Raw genomic sequence first — 18,556 nt, forward strand, 5'->3', positions numbered from 1 at the left:
CCGGCCCTATCGCAAGGCCAACGGACGGCTAACCGCAGGATGCCGCTTTACTGTTTAAGGAAATTTTATGGCCGACATGCCAACGCCGTGCCTTGCGGCGGAAGAGTTTCAGCGCCGTTTGCTTAATTGGTTTGACCAGTATGGTCGGCATGACCTGCCTTGGCAGACGCCTCGCAGCGCCTATCGGGTATGGGTATCTGAAATTATGCTCCAGCAAACTCAGGTCGCCACGGTCATTCCCTATTTCGAACGCTTTATGGCGCGATTTCCCACGTTAGAAGCGCTGGCTAACGCGCCTCAAGACGACGTACTGCATCTGTGGACAGGACTTGGCTACTACGCTCGTGCCCGTAATCTACACAAGGCGGCCCAAGTAGCGTTAGAAGACCACGACGGCGAACTGCCCACCACAAGTGTCGAGGCGTTGATGGCGCTGCCCGGCATAGGCCGTTCCACTGCGGGCGCAATCATCGCGCAAAGCTCTGATAAGCAAAGTTCTGATAAACAACGCTCTGATAAGCAAATCCCTGGTCAACAGGCCGCGATTTTAGACGGCAATGTAAAACGATCAATGACTCGCTTACATGCTGTTTCTGGCTGGCCAGGTAAGCCAGCGGTAGAGCGTTCACTGTGGGCGTTGGCTGAGTACTACACGCCCGATACCCGTCTTGCCGATTATACCCAAGCCATCATGGATTTCGGCGCCACGCTATGTAAACGCAGCAAACCTCATTGTCTGATTTGCCCATTTAACGACGTATGCCGAGCCTACGCCCAAGGCGAGCCGCAGCGCTTTCCCGAGTCCAAGCCTAAAAAAACCTTGCCCACGCGTGAAACCATTATGCTGATGTTGCGGGATAGGCAAGGACGGGTTTGGTTAGAGCGGCGGCCGCCCAGCGGGCTATGGGGAGGCCTATGGAGCCTCCCCCAATTCGAACGCCATGGTGATTTGAACGATTGGCTAGCCGATCATGTGGTTGCCCCAGAGCGCCATGCACCACTGGTCAGCTTCACGCACACCTTTAGCCATTTTCGCCTATCGATTACACCTCAGCCGGTCAACTGCGATAGGCTGAACGGCGTAAGAGAAGACGGCGTATGGTACGACGTTAATGATCCGCCTACGCTCGGCTTGGCAGCGCCGGTTAAATCACTGTTGAGCCAGCTGGCAACGTTTACCCTAGACCCAGCGCCAGGACCATCGCGTTAAGGTCACCGGCGGTGTTACGTTGGCCAACCGTGCCGCTATTTATTAGGAAGGAGTACCTCCATGAGCAACACAGTGTTATGCCGAAAGTACCAGCAAGAATTACCCGCTCTGCCGTTTCCACCGCTACCGGGTAAGCAGGGCCAAGAAATTCAATCCACGGTGTCTAAGCAGGCCTGGGAGGAGTGGCAAGCGCTGCAAACGCGGCTGATCAATGAAAAGCACCTGAACATGCTTGAGCCAGAAGCACGCGCTTACCTGATGGATCAAATGCAACGTTTTCTAGACAACGAACCCACGGATCAAGCCGAAGGTTACGTGCCGCCGGCCCAGGCGTAAGTGTTTAGTAAGTAAGGCTATAGAAAAGAACCCGGTGTAAGCCACGGTTGGCGTGGCTTTTGCCAGTTATTGGTTCTGCTATGAAGTGCGCTAAGCGGGTGACTAGAAAGAAAGTTTCACGAAAGTGTTGACGAAAAGCTGAGTTTTTAGTTTAATACGCACCGTTGGCAGCGGCCAGATAGCTCAGTTGGTAGAGCAGGGGATTGAAAATCCCCGTGTCGGCGGTTCGATTCCGTCTCTGGCCACCAAACGTTGGGGTATCGCCAAGTGGTAAGGCACCGGTTTTTGGTATCGGCATTCCCAGGTTCGAATCCTGGTACCCCAGCCATTGCCAACAAGATTTCTTGTTGATTGCAAAACTTAATAGTGAAGCAATCATGTTCTCAAGAAAACGCGAAGCGCCGACATAGCTCAGTTGGTAGAGCAACTGACTTGTAATCAGTAGGTCCCGGGTTCGACTCCTGGTGTCGGCACCACTAAAAAGTGGTTAAAATCAGAGCGTTAGAGAATTAGATTAAGCCGCCCAAAAGGGCGGCTTTTTTGTGTGTGTCTACAAAGTGACTTAACGTAAGAAGCAATGGGTTTCGCAGTGCAAATTATCAATAAATTATCAATAAACTATCAATAAAGGTGCACAGCCTCAAACACCGCTACGGGTTTGCCGTTGGCATTTTGGAGCGATAGGGTGTCGCCGTCTACTTGCCAAGCGTGTATCTGCTGTAAGGTGCTGAGCATTACCTGCTCATTACGCATTTGGGGGGTTGGGCAGGCCATCATCGTAGTAGCTACCTGTTCAAACGTTAGCCGTTTACCTGCAATGCGGTAGCTACCTATCAAGGTATTACAGCCAGTTGATCCGGCTAGTCGTGTGTTTTCTTCATGAAGCACGAGGTGAGGTTCACGAAAGTTGTCAGCATTAGTGATGGGCTGACCCTCAAGCGTGACCAGTTTCCAATACGTATTGGTGAGCGCTTCGTCAGGTTTTTTTCCTTGGTAATGCGCTGAATGTGTTTGGCATCCGCTGGTCAGCAGCAGAGCCATAGTAAATGCGATAAGGGATAGCTTTTTCATAAAGTGTTTCTCTAAGTTTTACTGTATAAAATAATAACTTGAATACCCTGCTAGATAAATAAGCCTCAGAAGGTGAATGGCGAAAATAATCTATTGGATGATAGAGATGGCGAATATATAGCGTGGGATCAGCCTATATATGAATATGTATCTTTAATTTGGCTGAGTAGGCATAGTAAAAAGCTCCAGGTAAGGGGGGATGTCTTTCACAAAGTAGTTAGTCGCATTAAACGTACGCGCTATGAGCGCAGAAAAATTTTTGGCTGACAGGTTAGGTAGCAATGATAGGTGTTTTATATATCGTAATGATTTTGTTTGTAATGTTCGTATTGTCGAGTTTTTTCATTAAAAATAATGGCGTAAGCGTTATTTTTGATAAATATTAATATTTAGATATTTAAGAATTTAGCTGCTTAGGCTTCCAGTTCGCCTTGTTTAATTATTCAGCGTTGTCTATATTCTCAGTCGCGCAAATAGTTTTTAATTTTTTTTAATTGTACTTTTGGGATGGAGTGCATGATTTTTGTCTAACTACAACGGAGTGTAGAGATGAAAGGGCTTACTGCAGAACGAGTTTTCCTAACAAATGATATTAATCGTAAAAGTAAGCTGGGAAGCTTGGATGACGGTGGGTCATATATCACTGTCGCGCAGGTGCTGGGGCTTTACAATGAGTTGGGTGAAAAGTCTCTAAACGACTTGTCTAAAATACGTCAGAAGCCAGTAGAGATAAAGAAAAACCAGCAGGTTTTCTCTGTGTGTGACGGCCGAGCCGATATTTTTGTAATAAAAGAGGGGTGGGCAAGCCTTTCTCACGCGACAAATTTTCGTGGACAAGACATTTGTAATATTTTTATGCCTGGCGATATTATTGGCATGCGTGAAAGCTTTTTTGAAAACTGTGATGTGATTATTTCTTCTATTACTCACTGTGAGCTTATAAAAGTATCTGGCGATCATCTCCATGCACTATGTAAAGAAAATGAGGAAGTAAGAAGGGCTATAACGTCCTACGTTATGGTGAATGATAATATTACGATAGAGCGACTAAGAAGTTGTACGCATCATCGATCGGTGGAGCGAGTTGCACACTTCCTACTTGAAATTTACGCACGCTTTAAATTTAAGGGTCTTTTAAAAGGTGATATTTTTTATTTTCCTGTTACACAGGAGGTTGTTGGAGAGCTTCTGGGAATGACCAGCGTGCACGTGAGCCGTTGCATGACGGTACTTGAGCAGAAGAAATATATTCGCAAAACTCGTAGCAGTATCAGGATTTTAATGCCGCAGGAAATGGCAGAAGACTCTGATTTTGATAGCGATTTCATTTACGGACATATCTGTCTGGGCTAGTTTTTAAAAAGGTTTTAAAAAGGTTTTAAAAAGTTTTAAGATTTTATTAGCAGGGTTGAAAAAGAGGATTATTTAGCTACTTTTCCGATTGTGTTATGCATGGCTGAATATAAGTACATACGTTTATTGATCTAAAATTTAATGATACGAAGAGTAGATTAGATCCTGGATTCATAGAATAACAGTCAGCAACCTATAAGCCAGGCGGGAAAAGATGTTAATCCCCCGGGTAACCGGGCTAATGTACCGTTTGCTACCTCGAATTGCCCCCTGAATTTTTGGCCCATAGGTCGGATGACCGCTGGACGCCAACTGCTTAACCTTGCAAATAAGGAGTGAAATGTATGAAAACCTGAGGAAGAGACTGTGGAACATGCACGCAGCTAAGGTAGACTGTTGCGCTTGTCGTTGCGAATGCGGCACGCATAATGAGAAGGAGAAGACCCGCCATGCGTTTTGTTCCACAGTTTACCGATGGTCAGGAATTTCCCCACGCGTTGGGCAAAGTCGTCTGCGTCGGTCGCAATTATGCCGACCATGCCAAGGAACTAGATAATCCTGTTCCCAATGAGCCTCTGTTATTTATTAAGCCTGCCACTAGCGTGGTGGACTTAAATAAGCCTCTGGATCCACCGTTTTCACGGGGCGACGTGCATTATGAAGTCGAGCTCGCGCTTTTGGTGGGAGAGACTCTGACCCACGCTACTCAAGATGAGGCAGAGCGTGCCATTGTAGGCATTGGCTTAGCGATGGATCTAACGTTGCGAGATGTGCAAACCCAGCTGAAAGAGAAGGGGCATCCGTGGGAAATCGCTAAAGCGTTTGATGGTGCTTGCCCGCTATCGCTGTTTTTACCGCTAAGCCGCGTACCCAATTGGAATGCGTTGGCATTCACCCTTGAGATTGATGGTGAAGAGCGTCAACACGGGGAAGGGGCTGATATGATCTTTGCGATCCCAATGTTGGTCGCGGAGATGAGTCGCCACTTTACACTAGAGCCAGGCGACGTTATTTTGACAGGCACACCTGCAGGTGTCGGTGAACTGCCTCGCGGTGCTACGCTGCGTTTGACGTTGACCGGTGGGCTAGAAATTACCACTAGCGTCGTCGAGTAAAGATTACGTCAGTGGCGTTAAACGGTGAGGCGCAAGTCATTAGGCACAAGTAGTTAAACGTAAGTAGTTAAACGAAAGGCCACTGACATTGTCGGTGGCCTTCTCGTTGGCGTGGTTAACGCTGGGGCCATGATAGCTAGCGATTTTGTGAATAGAGTAAGGGCTTATTTTAATAAGGGCTATTTTAATTAGGACTATTCTAAATAGGTATAGCCCTCTAGCCCTTCGCTTAGGCTCGCAGCAAATTGCGCCTGCTCCTGGGTCGAAAAGCCGCTAGTTACTAGCTGCTCGGTGAGCTTTTGCTTTAGCACCCGTGCATCAAAATTCACGTAGGCTAAAACATCGGCCACCGTATCGCCTGCCTGTAGGTTTGAAAGCACCCACGCGCCATCTTCACCCAGCGCGGCATCGACTGAATCGGTATCGCCGAATAGGTTGTGCAAGTCACCGAGAATTTCTTGATAGGCGCCTACCAGAAAGAAACCTAGCCAGCGCTCGTCATCACTTGCCCACTCTGGTAAGGGCAGCGTGCTTTCAACACCCTGGCCATCCACATAACTATCAATGCGGCCATCAGAATCACAGGTGATATCCTGGATCACTGCACGACGAGTGGGAGCTTGGTCTAGTCCGCTCAACGGCAGAACAGGAAAGATTTGTTCAATGCCCCAAACGTCAGGTACCGACTGGAATAACGAGAAGTTGACGAACAGCTTGTCGGCTAACTTTTCGGCCAATTCGTCCATAATTTCCCGATGAGCGCGATTACGGGTATCGAGCTGGCTGCGAAGTCGTGCACAGGCCGCCATATAAAGTCGTTCGCCTTCGGCGCGAGCATTGATATCACTTAATCCCATTACGAAGCGATCTTGCAGCTCACTAACCGCCTGCAGAAGGTCATGCCACGCTTCCACCAGAACTCGGGGCTCTTGGCTCTCGGCTAGCTGTTCAAAAACCCGCCATAGAGCTTCCACTTGAAGATCTTCCTGGGAAGAGCGTTCTGGGGGTGAGTCATTGACGCGCTCTTCGCCAATCACGTTGGTGATCAATACGGCATGGTGAGCCGTTAGTGCGCGGCCTGATTCACTAATCAGGTGTGGTTGAGGCAGGTCAGCTTCCTGACATAGCTGTGCAAAGGCGCTCACGACGTTACGCGCATACTCCTGCATGGAATAATTCGCTGAGCAGTAGCTGCGTGAGCGGGTGCCTTCGTAATCGATTCCTAGACCACCGCCGACATCGACAGTATCAATCGGCGCTCCCAGGCTCATCAGGTTTTGGTAGAATCGCGCGCATTCCCGCAGGCCACGCTGAATGTCACGAATATTGGCAATTTGCGAGCCGAGGTGGAAGTGAACCAGCTGTAGGCTTTCTAGCGCATTCTGAGTTCGCAGGGTCGCTACTACGTCAAGAATTTGGCTGGCTGTCAGTCCAAACTTTGACTTCTCGCCTCCGGTGTTTTGCCATTTACCCTTACCCACTGAGGCAAGTCGTGCCCGCAAACCAATACGCGGAGTGACTTCCAGCTCGCGAGCCTCTTCTAAAATAAGCTCCAGCTCAGACAGTTTCTCAACAACCAGATAGACGCGGTGCCCCAGCTTTTCGCCCAGCAGTGCAAGGCGAACGTACTCACGATCTTTATAGCCATTGCAGACGATAAGCGACGAACCACTATCAGACAGTGCCAGCACTGCCAGCAGCTCTGGCTTACTGCCTGCTTCCAACCCTACGCGGCCATTGCCGCGCTCGGAAGTGGCGAGTATTTCTTCCACCACGCGGCGCTGCTGATTCACTTTGATTGGATAAACCGCTGTGTAGCCGCCCTGATAGTCGACATCCTGCATCGCAACATCAAACGCACCACACAGTTGCTCTACTCGGTCGTGGAGAATGTCGCTAAACCTTACCAGCACCGGCAGTCGCAGCCCTGCGGTTTGCAGTTGGCGTACAAGCCCGCTGAGTGGCAGTGCAGGGCCTTCCGCATCGCTACCTAGCGGACGAACCAGCGCTTGTCCATGGTCGTCAACATCAAAGTAGCCGCTGCCCCATTGATCAATATTCCATGTGCGGCGGGCACGTAAAGCCTGGGCGCTGGTGGTCACCGGTTCGATCATTAAGAAACCTCTGGGAGCGGTAGTGCGCCAAATGCAATGCGCGCTTTTAAAATGGTTCGGAAACGCTCAGGGTCATGGGGCGTTAGGTCATGAGCGGGCGGGTCGACGTAGACGACCAATAGACGCGATAACCAATACCGCAGCGCGGTCATGCGCAACATGGTTGGCCATAGCTCACGTTCATTAGCAGTAAGGGGGCGGCGTGCTTGGTAAGCGCTGAGAATGGTCTCATAACGCTCAGCGTTCAGTGTGCCATCCTCATTGGTTGCCCAGTCGTTAATCACAATCGCTAGGTCAAAGAGCAAATCGCCGGTGCAGCCGTTGTAAAAATCGATAATGCCGCCTAATTGGTCGCCCTCAAACAGCGTGTTATCACGGAATAAGTCACCGTGAAGCGCCCCTTGCGGTAGCTCCCCATGCTGGCTAAAAGCGCCCTCAAAGTCATCGACTTCATTTTTCATCAGCGTCTGATCGTCAGGGCTGATATAGGCTAACACCTTGTGGTGTATCGCCCGAAGCCAATGAAGATCGCGCGGGTTTGGCCGTTGTCCAGGAAAACGCTGGGAGACAACATGCAAATGACCCAGTGTATTACCCAGTATTTGGCACTGAGCAAGGTTTGGCGCGCGAGGGTGCTTGCCCGGTAAGCGCGGAAATAGTAATGCAGGTTTGTCTGCCAAACTGTGCAGCGATATACCTTCGCGGTCGTGAATGGTTCCGGGCACCGGTAACCGATGCTCGTCTAGATAATCCAATAGCTCGACAAAAAATGGCAGTTCTTCATGTTCACCCTGTTCAAATAGGGTTAACACCAGCTCACGGCGATCGGTGGTCACAAAAAACGTAGAGTTTTCCGTACCGCCTGCGACGCCCTGTAGCGAAACGAAGCTGCCAACATCAAATTTTTCTAAAAACGCGGCGACCTGACCGTCGCTCAGCGGAGTAAATACAGCCATGAGAATCTCGCCCAGGTTGCTAAGCCCATTATTGTAGCGGCTTGCTGGGTTAGTTGGCAGCGTTGTGTGAGTTTGAAATGCGTTATTGCCGTGGTTGTTTCTGCAGCGGTTGTCTTGAACGCGTATCATAGCCAGCAACTTTCTTACTGTGTTGCTAACAATGGAATTGGTTATGGCCCGTGCCCCAATCGTGCTTGTCGACGGCTCCTCGTATCTATATCGCGCTTTCCACGCGCTGCCACCGTTAACGACCTCCAGCGGCCAGCCCACGGGGGCCGTGAAGGGTGTGTTGAATATGCTCAAGCGGCTGATTAAAGACTACCCGGAAAGCCCGATGGCAGTGGTGTTTGATGCGCCAGGAAAAACCTTTCGCGATGAGATGTATAGCGACTATAAGGCTCATCGGCCGCCCATGCCGGATGATCTGCGCAGCCAAATTAAACCGCTGCACGCTTGTGTAAAAGCGCTGGGCTTACCGCTACTGTGCATTGAAGGTGTCGAGGCTGACGATGTGATTGGCACCCTGGCTTATCATGCCACCCAGGCCGGTCGTGATGCGGTGATCTCAACTGGTGATAAAGACATGGCGCAGTTGGTTAACCCCCACATTACGTTGGTTAACACCATGAAAGAGGAAATCCTCGATGAAGCGGGCGTTAAAGAGAAGTTTGGACTGCCCCCCGAGTTGATCATTGATTTTCTGGCATTGATGGGTGACAAGGTTGATAACATCCCCGGCGTACCCGGGGTGGGCGAAAAGACCGCCATTGGCTTACTACAAGGCATGGAAGGCGGTTTAGAGACAATCTATGGTGATCTGGAACGCGTCAAATCGCTCAGCTTTCGTGGTGCCAAAACATTACCGAAAAAGCTTGAAGAGCATCGTGAACAAGCCTTCCTTTCTTACCAATTAGCGACCATTAAGACTGACTGCGAGCTACCGGTAGGGCTGGATGATTTAGATATTGCGCATCCAGACCGCGAAGCGCTGGTAGCACTTTATAAAGAGATGGAGTTCAAACAGTGGTTGGCTGAGCTGCTGGCAGGCAGCGACGAAGGCGTTGACGATGTTAAGGGCGGCGAGCCCGCGCCTAATAACGCTGTTGCTGATGCGACTGATAGCGTTGCGACTTCCAAGCAGCGGCATGATTGTGTGATTGTTGAGCAAGCTGAGTTCGATGCGTGGCTTGCGCGTTTGAAACAAGCTGAGCGCTTTTGCTTCGATTTAGAAACCACCAGCTTGAATTACATGGATGCTGATATCGTCGGCGTTGGGCTGGCCCTGGAAGCCGGCGAGGCTGCGTATATTCCACTGGCGCACGACTACTTGGATGCTCCCGCGCAACTTGATCGCCATCAGGTGCTGCAGGCACTGAAGCCGCTGCTGGAAGATGCCGAGAAAACCAAAATTGGCCAGAATCTTAAGTACGATATTTCGGTGTTGGCCAACTATGATATTCGCGTGGTGGGGCCGCTGGCCGACACCATGCTAGCTTCTTATGTGCTCAATTCCACCGCCACGCGCCACGACATGGATTCGCTGGCGCTGAAGTATTTGGGCGAAAAAACAATCTCCTTCGAGGAGATCGCAGGGAAGGGTGCCAAACAGCTCACGTTTAACCAAATTGCTCTGGAGCAAGCAGCTCCTTACGCCTGTGAAGACGTGGATATTACGCTGCGGTTGCAAGAAATTCTGCGCCCACAAGTTGAACGAGAAGGTCGTTTGGCGCACGTGCTGGATCATCTTGAATTGCCGTTGATTAACGTGCTGTCGCGGATTGAACGCAATGGCGTGGCACTGGATGCCGAACGCTTACATGAACAGAGCCAGCAGTTAGAACGCCGTATTCGCGAGCTTGAAAGCGAAGCATTTGAGCTGGCAGGCCGTGAGTTTAATCTCGGTTCACCCAAGCAATTGGGGCAGATTCTGTTCGAAGAGCAGAAAATCCCGGTGATCAAGAAAACGCCTAAAGGCGCGCCTTCGACCGCAGAGGCGGTGCTAGAAGAGCTGGCGCTGGATTATCCCTTGCCCAAGGTAATTATGCAGCATCGGGGGTTGGCAAAGCTTAAATCCACCTATACCGACAAGTTGCCGCGCCTGCTTAATAAGACCACTGGGCGGGTGCATACCAGCTATCACCAAGCGGTGACGGCGACAGGGCGGCTCTCATCGTCCGACCCTAACCTTCAGAACATCCCGATTCGCACAGAAGAGGGCCGCAAAATACGTCAGGCATTTGTGGCACGTCCGGGCTATCGCATTGTTGCGGCAGACTATTCGCAAATAGAGCTACGCATTATGGCGCACCTCTCAGAAGACAAAGGGCTTCTGGACGCGTTTGCAGAAGGGCGAGATATTCACACCGCGACCGCTGCCGAAGTGTTTGGGACCGCGCTTGAAAAGGTCTCTGCTGACCAGCGGCGCAGCGCCAAAGCCATCAACTTTGGTCTGATTTATGGCATGAGTGCCTGGGGCTTATCACGCCAGCTGCATATTGATCGCAACCAAGCGCAAACGTATATCGACCGCTATTTTGACCGTTATCCTGGCGTTGCCCGGTATATGGATCGCATCCGCACTCAAGCCGCCGAAGATGGCTTTGTGGAAACCGTTCTTGGGCGGCGGTTATACCTGCCAGAAATTCATTCTCAAAATCGTAATCGTCGTCAGGGCGCTGAGCGCACCGCCATTAACGCACCTATGCAGGGTACGGCAGCGGATATCATCAAGCAGGCAATGATTGATGTCGATGCGTGGCTTGCCGAGGGCGATTTTGATGCACTAATGGTCATGCAAGTGCACGATGAGCTAGTGTTTGAGGTGGCCGACGCGCAGGTTGAGGCATTTATTGAGCAGGTTCAGGCGCGCATGCAAGCGGCTGCCACCCTTAGCGTGCCACTGATTGTTGAAGCACAAAGTGGTGCCAATTGGGATGAAGCCCACTAACTAGGGCTTAATATTCAGAACTCGTTATGGTCTATCCCCAATGCAAAACACCTGCAGCTGAGCTGCAGGTGTCTTTTTGGAGTACCGACTTATGGCCCTAAAGAACCACAGCGCTTAACGCCAGCCTACGCGATCAAAAATACGAATCGCCTCTGGGTTATTTTCACCTAGAATGCTGATGTTAATACTGTCTTTGTCGAAATCACCCCAAGATTCAAGCACCGGATTTTTCTTGATGCCTTCCACGACTGGGAACTCGTAGTTACGATCAGCCATTACTTCCTGCGCTTCGTCAGAGGCTAAGAATTCCAGGAAGCGGATGCCGTTTTCAGCGTTCTGCGCGTTAGCTACTAAGCCAGCGCCGCCAACGTTAACGTGAGTGCCACGATCTTCCTGGTTGGGGAAAATCATGCCTACTTTGCGTGCGGCTTCGCGGTCGGCATCATCGTCAGAGTGCAGCAGACGAACGTAGTAGTAGTGGTTCGCAACGGCCAAGTCACATTCACCACTTGCAACGCCAAGAATCTGATCGGTATCACCGCCTTCTGGGTCGCGCGCCATGTTATTCACAACGCCTTGCGCCCACTCTTCCGCGCCTTCTTCGCCATGATGCTCAATCATAGAGGCTAGAAGCGACTGGTTGTAAATGTTGTTGGAAGAACGAATACATACTTGGCCTTCAAACTGCGGGTCGGCCAGGTCTTCGTAGGTGCTGATTTGGCTGGGGTCAAAGTTCTCGCGGTTGTAGAAGATAACCCGTGCGCGCTGACTGAAGCCGAACCACAGGCCGTCAGGGTGGCGCATTGATTCTGGCAGGCGCTCGTTAAGTACATCAGAGTCTACGCTTTGAAAAAGGCCGTCCTGCTCGGCGCGCCATAGGCGGCCTGCGTCAACGGTAAGCATCACGTCAGCAGGGCTAGCAATGCCTTCGCGCTGCATGCGCTCCATTAACTGGTCAGAGTCGCCTTCCAGAACATTAACTTCGATGCCGGTCTCTTCAGTGAACGCTTTGTAGAGAATCTCGTCAGAGTCATAATGGCGAGCGGAGTATATGTTGACTTCGTTTGCGAGCGCGCTACCTGCAAAAGCAGAACCCGCCATGATGGCAGCTACGGTAGCCGAGAGACGTGCTTTTTTCATAACAAATACCCTGAATGTTTATGATAATAAGTTGCATTAGCGACATAGTGTATTGAAACGCTTCTATCGGTTGACGTCAAGTTAAATGCTAATGAAACGCATCCTCTTTTTGGCAATAAGCGTGCATCTCTGCTCAATAGAAAATAGAATGCAAATAACTTTCAACCGTGTTCGCAGCGGCATGTGGTTATCATGTCGCGGGTGGACGAGACAATGGTGAAATAATGACGGCAACTGTGTCACTTTCCGATGTGTCGGCGCCTGCATCAGCACTATCGCTTCGTGGTGTTCAGCACACATTTACGGCTAATAAAGTGGTAAAAGGCATCGATCTTGATATCGCTCCAGGCGAGGTTGTGTGTTTATTAGGCCCTTCTGGTTGCGGCAAAACGACACTGCTTAGAATCGCGGCTGGCTTAGAAGTTGTGCAGGAAGGCTCGGTTAGCCTTGATGGCCTATCCATCGCGGCACCAGGTAAGCGTCATGTACCGCCGGAAAAGCGCAATGTTGGCCTTGCCTTCCAAGACTCTGCGTTGTTTCCCCATCTTAGTGTGCTGGAAAATGTGACCTTCGGATTGAAAAGTTTGCCTTCTAACCAGCGGCGGGAAAGGGCACTAGAGTTATTGGCCCAGCTCGGCATGGCTGACTATGCCGAAAGCTATCCGCATATGTTGTCCGGTGGGCAACAACAGCGCGTGGCGCTGGCGCGTGCGTTGGCCCCCACACCTAAACTAATGCTGTTAGATGAGCCATTTTCTAGTTTGGATGCGCGGCTGCGTGATCGCATCCGAGACGATACGCTGCACGTATTGAAAAAGCTCGGCTCAGCGACTCTGCTCGTGACTCACGACCCTGAAGAAGCGATGTTTATGGCAGACCGCATCGCGCTGATGCGGGATGGCAAAATCGTTCAGACAGGCACGCCCCGCGAGCTTTATTGCGCGCCAGCGGATCCCTTTGTGGTGACGTTTTTTGGTGAAGTGAATGAATTAAGCGGCGTCGTTAAGGAAGGCTTTGTCGCCACGCCAGTGGGTCCGGTAGATGCCAGCTGGTTGCCAGAAGGCAGTAATGCCCAGGTGATGATTCGCCCAGAAGCGTTACGCATCAAAGAGCGTGACCTGCCTGTCGAGCCGCATAATCATAGCCATGTGGTCATGGCTAAGCTGCTAGGTCGATCCAGTCTTATTCACTTATGTGCGCATGGAGACGAAGGCCAGGAGGCCCACCTTCACGCCCGCGTGCCAGGCGTGTTTTTGCCCCAGGAAGGCCAGCCGATTGATATCGACTTGGACCACTCCCAGGTGTTCATCTTTCCGCGTTAATGTTTCGCTTTTCAGAAACGCTTTTCAGTAATGTTTTGCTTTAACGTCTGTGCACTTCAATCACTCAGCCTGGCTGCCAGGTCGTGCCCGGCGCATCGCTAGGCTAAGTAAGATAACCGGTAAGATGCCAACCACCACAATCGTTAGAGAGGCGGTTGACGCCTCTGCTAGGCGTTCATCTGAAGCGAGGCTATGAGCACGCACAGCCAGGGTGTCAAAATTGAAGGGGCGCAATATTATCGTGGCAGGTAGTTCCTTCATTACATCGACAAATACCAAAATCCCAGCGGCTAACAGACTGCTGCGCATTAGCGGTGTATGAATACGGCGTAGCGTGCCGCCAGCGGTTTGGCCCAACGTGCGGGAGGCGGCATCCATGCTGGGTGTGACCTTGCCAAGGCTTGCTTCTACTGCATTAAACGATACGGCCAAGAAGCGCACCACATACGCGTAAATCAAAATAAACGCTGAGCCGCTAAACACCAGACCAATAATCTTTCCATAGTGTTCATGTAGCCACATGTTCAGCGAGTTATCCAACCAAGCAAAGGGTATCAAGATGCCCACAGCCACCACCGAGCCGGGAATGGCATAACCCATCGCAGCGATACGTGTGAAAAACCGTGCGCTTGATGAATTGTTGAGCCTAACTCCGTAACTTAGTAGCACGGCTAAACTTACCGCAATTAATGCAGCGACGGTCGCAAGGCTCAGGCTATTCATAGCAAAGCCAATAAACCGCGTGCCGAAAAGGCTATCGCCGGTTTTAATGGCCATATTGAGCAAAATACCGCTGGGCAGCAAAAAGCCAATAACGACGGGGAGCAAACACGCGAAGGTTGCTCCTAGCGCATGCCAGCCACGTAGCTGATATTCCGGAAGCTGCTGATAGCGATTCGTTGTATGAAAGTAGCGCCGCTTACCCCGGGAATAGCGTTCCAGAAGCACCAGTATAATGACGAAGGTGAGTAGACAGGCAGCTAGCTGGGCGGCAGCCACGGGTTCACCTAAGCCAAACCACGTGCGATAAATGCCGGTGGTAAACGTATCTACACCAAAAAACTGCACCGCGCCAAATTCGTTAAGCGTCTCCATCAGTACCAGTGAGACACCACCCACTAACGCTGGGCGGGCGAGCGGTAGCGCCACGCTAGCGAACAAGCGCCAGGGGCCACGCCCCAGGGTACGGCCAACATCCAACACGCAGACCGACTGCTCAAGGAATGACGCTCGGGCTAGCAGGTACACATACGGATAAAGCACAAAGGTAATCAGCGTTGCTGCGCCGCCTAATGAGCGCACATTGGGGAAATAGTAATCGCCCACTTGCCAATCAAACCATTCACGCAGCATGCTTTGCAGTGGTCCTGCTACTTGGAAAAAGTCTGTATAGGCGTAAGCAATGACATACGTCGGCACGGCCAGGGGTAACAGTAGGGCCCACTCGAATATGCGCTTGCCTGGGAAGCGGCACATAACCACCAGCCATGCGGTTCCGGCACCCACAACCAGAGTGCCAATGCCAACCCATACTACCAGCCAGAAAGTGTTAGAGAGATAGCGTGGTAATACAGTGCTTGCAAGGTGCTGCCAAACGCCTTCTGTCGGCACGAAGATATGGCTAAGAACCACAATAATGGGAAGTGCGACAACCAGGGCGATCAAAAACAGGGCGATCGACCAAGGGTTAAGCGATAGCGAAATGCGTGAGGCAAAACCTGAAAGCAGAGCCGGTGGTGAGCGGCGAGCTGGCGTAGACACGTCGTTGTCTCCTTGGATGAGGGGCAGCTTGGCTCGTTAATGCGAAAAAATAGCAGCTGTAAATAGTATCACTTGCGTTAGGTTGCTGCAGCCACCATTGCGGCTATCAAAAAAAATCCCCCCGCAAAGCGGGGGGAGTCATGCGTTTAGCGTTAGTGGCTAGGTGTCACTAATAGCCCACCATCAAACTTGGTAGTCCCGTAATTAAACTAGGGAATATCGCCATCAGTATGCAAGCGAAAAGGATGATAGCCACAAATGGTACAACGGCTTTGTACAAATCAACGATTTCGACCCCTGGTGGCGCTACCCCTTTCAAATAGAACAGCGCATAGCCAAAGGGTGGCGTTAAGAAGGAGGTTTGCAGTACCACAGCCACCATAACGACGAACCACAGTACGTCTACACCCATTTGCGCAATAATGGGCAGCATAATGGGGAAGCTGAGTAGCACAATACCTGTCCAGTCTAGGAACATGCCGAGGATGAATACTAGGAACAGCATTAGCAGCAAGGCACCGACCGTTCCGCCTGGAACCGCTAGCACGAAGTCGCTGATCACGGTCATCCCGCCGCCAATCGAGAATACTCCGGTAAACGCGGTGGCTCCGACGAGTACCAACATCACCATCGTCGTCGTTTTGCCAGCTTCAATTAGCGTGTTGTAACAAGTTGATAGCTTGCGGTCGCCGAAGATTAGAAACAGCAGAAAAGCGATAAGCACGCCAATGGCGGATGCCTCAGTCGCTGTCGCCACGCCGGTAAATAGTGCGCCCAGCACGCCAAGAATTAACGACATGGGGGGAACAACATATTTTCCTAGCATGATCAGTAGCTGTTTTGTGCTGACTTCCGCGCGCTCTGCTGCCGGTACTTTGGGGCCGTAGCTGGGTTTGAGCCAGCAGATCACCAGCACGTACAGTGCATACATCACACCCAGCATTAAGCCGGGTACCAACGCACCAGCAAAGAGTGCACCCACCGAGACAGGCGAATAGCTAGCCATCAAAATCAGCATAATGCTAGGAGGAATCAGAATGCCCAAGCAGCCGCTGGCCATGATGACGCCGGCACTCAACTCTTTGTTATAGCCATATTTCAGCATCGGTACTAAAGCAATCATGCCCATAACGGCAATAGATGCGCCGACAATACCGGTGGTGGCTGCGAGCAACACGGATACAACGACCACGGTAAGCGCTAAACCACCGCGAAGATTCGCCAGCAGCAGCCGCATGGAATCAAACATTTTTTCGGTGACGCCTGAGTCGTTAAGAAAGCGCGCCATCAGAATAAATAGGGGTATAGCCACGAGTACATAGTTGTCCATAGCGTTGCCATAGACGTTATTAATGATAATGCCCAGGGTATTAATGCCTGGCCCTAAAAAAGCACCAATTACCGCCATACCACCTAATACAAAAGCAAGCGGATGACCCATGAACAGGCCAACGAGAAGCCCGCCAAACATCACCAGCGTCAGTAACTCTGCACTCATGCGGATTTCTCCTCACGCAGCTGCATAATGGCGCGCAGAACGATAGCAATCGCCTGCAATAAGATTAGTGCAGCGGCTACTACGATAACGCCTTTAACCGGATACACAGGAATAGAGACCATACCGTAGGTCGTTTCGCCACGACTGAACGAGCGCTCAAAGAAACTCCAGCCGTAGGTCAATAGCAGCCAGATGAAGGGCACAAAGAAAATTAAATAGCCGAGCAGGTCTAGTACCGCCTGCTTTCTACGTGATAGCAGACGTTTAATAACGTCGACTTCCACGTGGGCATGATGGCGTAGCCCGTAGGCGGCCATCAGCATAAAGTGGGCGCCAAACAGCATTTTTGTGACATCAAACGCCCAGTCGCTAGGACGGCCAAAGAAAAAGCGTGACACAATGTCGTAAAGCACTATTAGAGTAATGATGGCAATTAACGGTGCGATGATACGGCCCAGCAGCTCATTAATTGCATCGATCGCCTTGGCAATCGCATTCATGGAAGGTCTCCGCAGCTAAGCACCAACCGCCCCAGCAGCGCTGGGGCGGCACTGAAATGCCTTTATAGGCAGGCTTCGATTTCTTCCAGTGAAGGTAGGTTATCCATGGTGCGGCTCATATTGAATGGCGCGGTAACATCACGCCATGCCGCGTAGTCTTCTAGGTAGGTAATCATGGAGTGATATACTTTTGCATGATCAGAATTCTCACAAGCGCCGCGAACGATCACTTCGTTGGTGATTTCCTGAATGCGCGCCAGGTCTTCTTCAGAGAACTGGTTAATGGTGACGCCTGCATCGATAAACTTCCGAGTAGCGTCAGTTGATTCACGCTCCGACCAGGAAAGTGACCAGGCCATGGTGGCTTCGGCAGCAGTTTTTAGCTTCGCCTGGGTTTCTTCAGACAGTGCATCCCAGGAATCTTTGTTGATCATAACGCCGAAAACGCTCGCTGACTGGTGCCAGCCAGGCGTCGCCCAGTAGTCAGCAACTTCAGCAAAACCTGCGTTAAAATCAACGCCTGGGGTAGAGAACTCACCCGCGTCGATCACGCCGCGTTCAATCGCCTGATACACTTCGCCGCCCGCCAGAGTGACCTGAGAGCCACCTAGCTCTTCAAGTACTCGGCCTTGGTCACGACCTGATAGACGCAAGCGTTTACCTTCAAGGTCAGCGAGGCTTTCGATCGGCGTGCGGCCCATGAAGCCGGATTCGTTGTTGGTAATGCCGTAGGGCAAATACACCATGTTGTATTGGCCATAGATTTCTTGGTAGAGCTCAAAACCACCCCACTGTTGAATCCAGTTCAAATAATCTACGCCGTTAAACAAGCTGGTAGTGGTAGCTAGAGGAGAGAACGCCGGGTTCAAACCTGCCCAGTAGCCTGGCCAATCGCCAGACGCTTGGATAGCACCGGTTTCGGTGGCGTCGAATACTTCGGTGCCAGGCATCAGCGTGCCGCCTGCGCGGAAGTTAATTTGTACTTCATCACCTGCGATCTGGTTGACAAGCTCTGCCCAGTGCTGATCAATCTTAATCAGGTCGAGGTTTTCGGGCCAAGTAGTGGTCATTGTCCACTGTTCTTGCGCTTGAGCGGTAGTGGTGAGTGCAGCGAAAGCAACGCCAGCGGCGAGGCTGGTTAATGCGAATTTAGTAATCTTTTTCATTGTATGTTTCCTGGTACTTTGGAGGTTGGCGTTATTAGTGTTCATTACCTGAAAGCAGGAAAGTGCA

The 18,556-nt window shown here is 51.1% G+C and carries 14 protein-coding genes and 3 tRNA genes; 9 read left to right on the forward strand and 8 right to left on the reverse strand.

Features of this window, described 5'->3' with window-relative positions; all coding sequences use genetic code 11:
* Nucleotides 1–67: 67 nt before the first annotated feature.
* The 5 genes from mutY to ELY33_RS00105 all read left to right on the forward strand — a co-directional run bounded on the left by mutY (nt 68) and on the right by ELY33_RS00105 (nt 2,022).
* A complete protein-coding gene (gene mutY, locus ELY33_RS00085) occupies nt 68–1,210 on the forward strand; it encodes an A/G-specific adenine glycosylase (RefSeq protein WP_126942154.1) in 1,143 nt (380 codons plus the stop codon).
* Between the two features lie 60 nt (nt 1,211–1,270).
* A complete protein-coding gene (locus ELY33_RS00090) occupies nt 1,271–1,546 on the forward strand; it encodes an oxidative damage protection protein (RefSeq protein WP_126942157.1) in 276 nt (91 codons plus the stop codon).
* A gap of 172 nt (nt 1,547–1,718) precedes the next feature.
* A tRNA-Phe gene (locus ELY33_RS00095) sits at nt 1,719–1,794 on the forward strand.
* 5 nt (nt 1,795–1,799) lie between these two features.
* A tRNA-Gln gene (locus ELY33_RS00100) sits at nt 1,800–1,874 on the forward strand.
* A 72-nt stretch (nt 1,875–1,946) separates the two neighbouring features.
* Nucleotides 1,947–2,022: transfer RNA gene (locus ELY33_RS00105), tRNA-Thr, on the forward strand.
* Between the two features lie 145 nt (nt 2,023–2,167).
* On the opposite strand, the gene ELY33_RS00110 is transcribed toward ELY33_RS00105, so the two are convergent.
* Entirely contained in the window at nt 2,168–2,617 is a 450-nt protein-coding gene (locus ELY33_RS00110; RefSeq protein ID WP_126942160.1) for an META domain-containing protein, read from the reverse strand.
* Nucleotides 2,618–3,166: 549 nt separating this feature from the next.
* Here ELY33_RS00110 and ELY33_RS00115 point away from each other — a divergent pair.
* Both ELY33_RS00115 and ELY33_RS00120 read left to right on the forward strand, forming a co-directional pair.
* Nucleotides 3,167–3,970, forward strand: coding sequence for a Crp/Fnr family transcriptional regulator (locus tag ELY33_RS00115; RefSeq protein WP_126942163.1), 804 nt, complete (start codon nt 3,167–3,169; stop codon nt 3,968–3,970).
* A 449-nt stretch (nt 3,971–4,419) separates the two neighbouring features.
* A complete protein-coding gene (locus ELY33_RS00120) occupies nt 4,420–5,085 on the forward strand; it encodes a fumarylacetoacetate hydrolase family protein (protein WP_126942166.1) in 666 nt (221 codons plus the stop codon).
* A gap of 194 nt (nt 5,086–5,279) precedes the next feature.
* Here ELY33_RS00120 and speA read toward each other — a convergent pair whose 3' ends face one another.
* Both speA and ELY33_RS00130 read right to left on the reverse strand, forming a co-directional pair.
* Nucleotides 5,280–7,199 carry a biosynthetic arginine decarboxylase gene (gene speA, locus ELY33_RS00125; RefSeq protein ID WP_126942169.1) on the reverse strand — a complete coding sequence of 640 codons (1,920 nt, stop codon included), beginning with the start codon at nt 7,197–7,199 and terminating at the stop codon, nt 5,280–5,282.
* A complete protein-coding gene (locus ELY33_RS00130) occupies nt 7,199–8,155 on the reverse strand; it encodes a homoserine kinase (RefSeq protein WP_126942172.1) in 957 nt (318 codons plus the stop codon). Before ELY33_RS00130 ends, speA begins: the two co-directional genes overlap by 1 nt.
* Before the next feature lie 172 nt (nt 8,156–8,327).
* On the opposite strand from ELY33_RS00130, the gene polA reads away from it, so the two are divergent.
* The gene (gene polA, locus ELY33_RS00135; RefSeq protein ID WP_126942175.1) at nt 8,328–11,102 is read left to right on the forward strand and encodes a DNA polymerase I; all 2,775 of its coding nucleotides are present in this window, start codon (nt 8,328–8,330) and stop codon (nt 11,100–11,102) included.
* Nucleotides 11,103–11,216: 114 nt separating this feature from the next.
* On the opposite strand, the gene ELY33_RS00140 is transcribed toward polA, so the two are convergent.
* On the reverse strand, nt 11,217–12,242 hold the full coding sequence (locus tag ELY33_RS00140) for a Fe(3+) ABC transporter substrate-binding protein (RefSeq protein WP_126942177.1): 1,026 nt from the start codon (nt 12,240–12,242) through the stop codon (nt 11,217–11,219).
* Between the two features lie 224 nt (nt 12,243–12,466).
* Between ELY33_RS00140 and ELY33_RS00145 the strand changes: the two genes are divergently transcribed.
* Nucleotides 12,467–13,564, forward strand: a complete 1,098-nt coding sequence (locus ELY33_RS00145) for an ABC transporter ATP-binding protein (RefSeq protein ID WP_126942180.1) — start codon at nt 12,467–12,469, stop codon at nt 13,562–13,564.
* Nucleotides 13,565–13,624: 60 nt separating this feature from the next.
* Here the strand turns inward: ELY33_RS00145 and ELY33_RS00150 are convergent, their stop codons facing one another.
* The 4 genes from ELY33_RS00150 to dctP form a co-directional block, all read right to left on the reverse strand.
* A complete protein-coding gene (locus ELY33_RS00150; protein ID WP_126942183.1) occupies nt 13,625–15,325 on the reverse strand; it encodes an ABC transporter permease in 1,701 nt (566 codons plus the stop codon).
* Between the two features lie 169 nt (nt 15,326–15,494).
* Nucleotides 15,495–16,823: a TRAP transporter large permease gene (locus ELY33_RS00155; protein WP_208644176.1), complete on the reverse strand. Its 1,329-nt coding sequence runs from the start codon at nt 16,821–16,823 to the stop codon at nt 15,495–15,497.
* Entirely contained in the window at nt 16,820–17,323 is a 504-nt protein-coding gene (locus ELY33_RS00160) for a TRAP transporter small permease subunit (RefSeq protein ID WP_126942189.1), read from the reverse strand. Before ELY33_RS00160 ends, ELY33_RS00155 begins: the two co-directional genes overlap by 4 nt.
* Nucleotides 17,324–17,385: 62 nt before the next feature.
* Nucleotides 17,386–18,489: a TRAP transporter substrate-binding protein DctP gene (gene dctP / locus ELY33_RS00165; RefSeq protein ID WP_126942192.1), complete on the reverse strand. Its 1,104-nt coding sequence runs from the start codon at nt 18,487–18,489 to the stop codon at nt 17,386–17,388.
* Nucleotides 18,490–18,556 lie beyond the last annotated feature (67 nt).

The organism is Vreelandella andesensis (genome assembly GCF_003989795.1).
Taxonomy (GTDB): Bacteria; Pseudomonadota; Gammaproteobacteria; order Pseudomonadales; family Halomonadaceae; genus Vreelandella; species Vreelandella andesensis.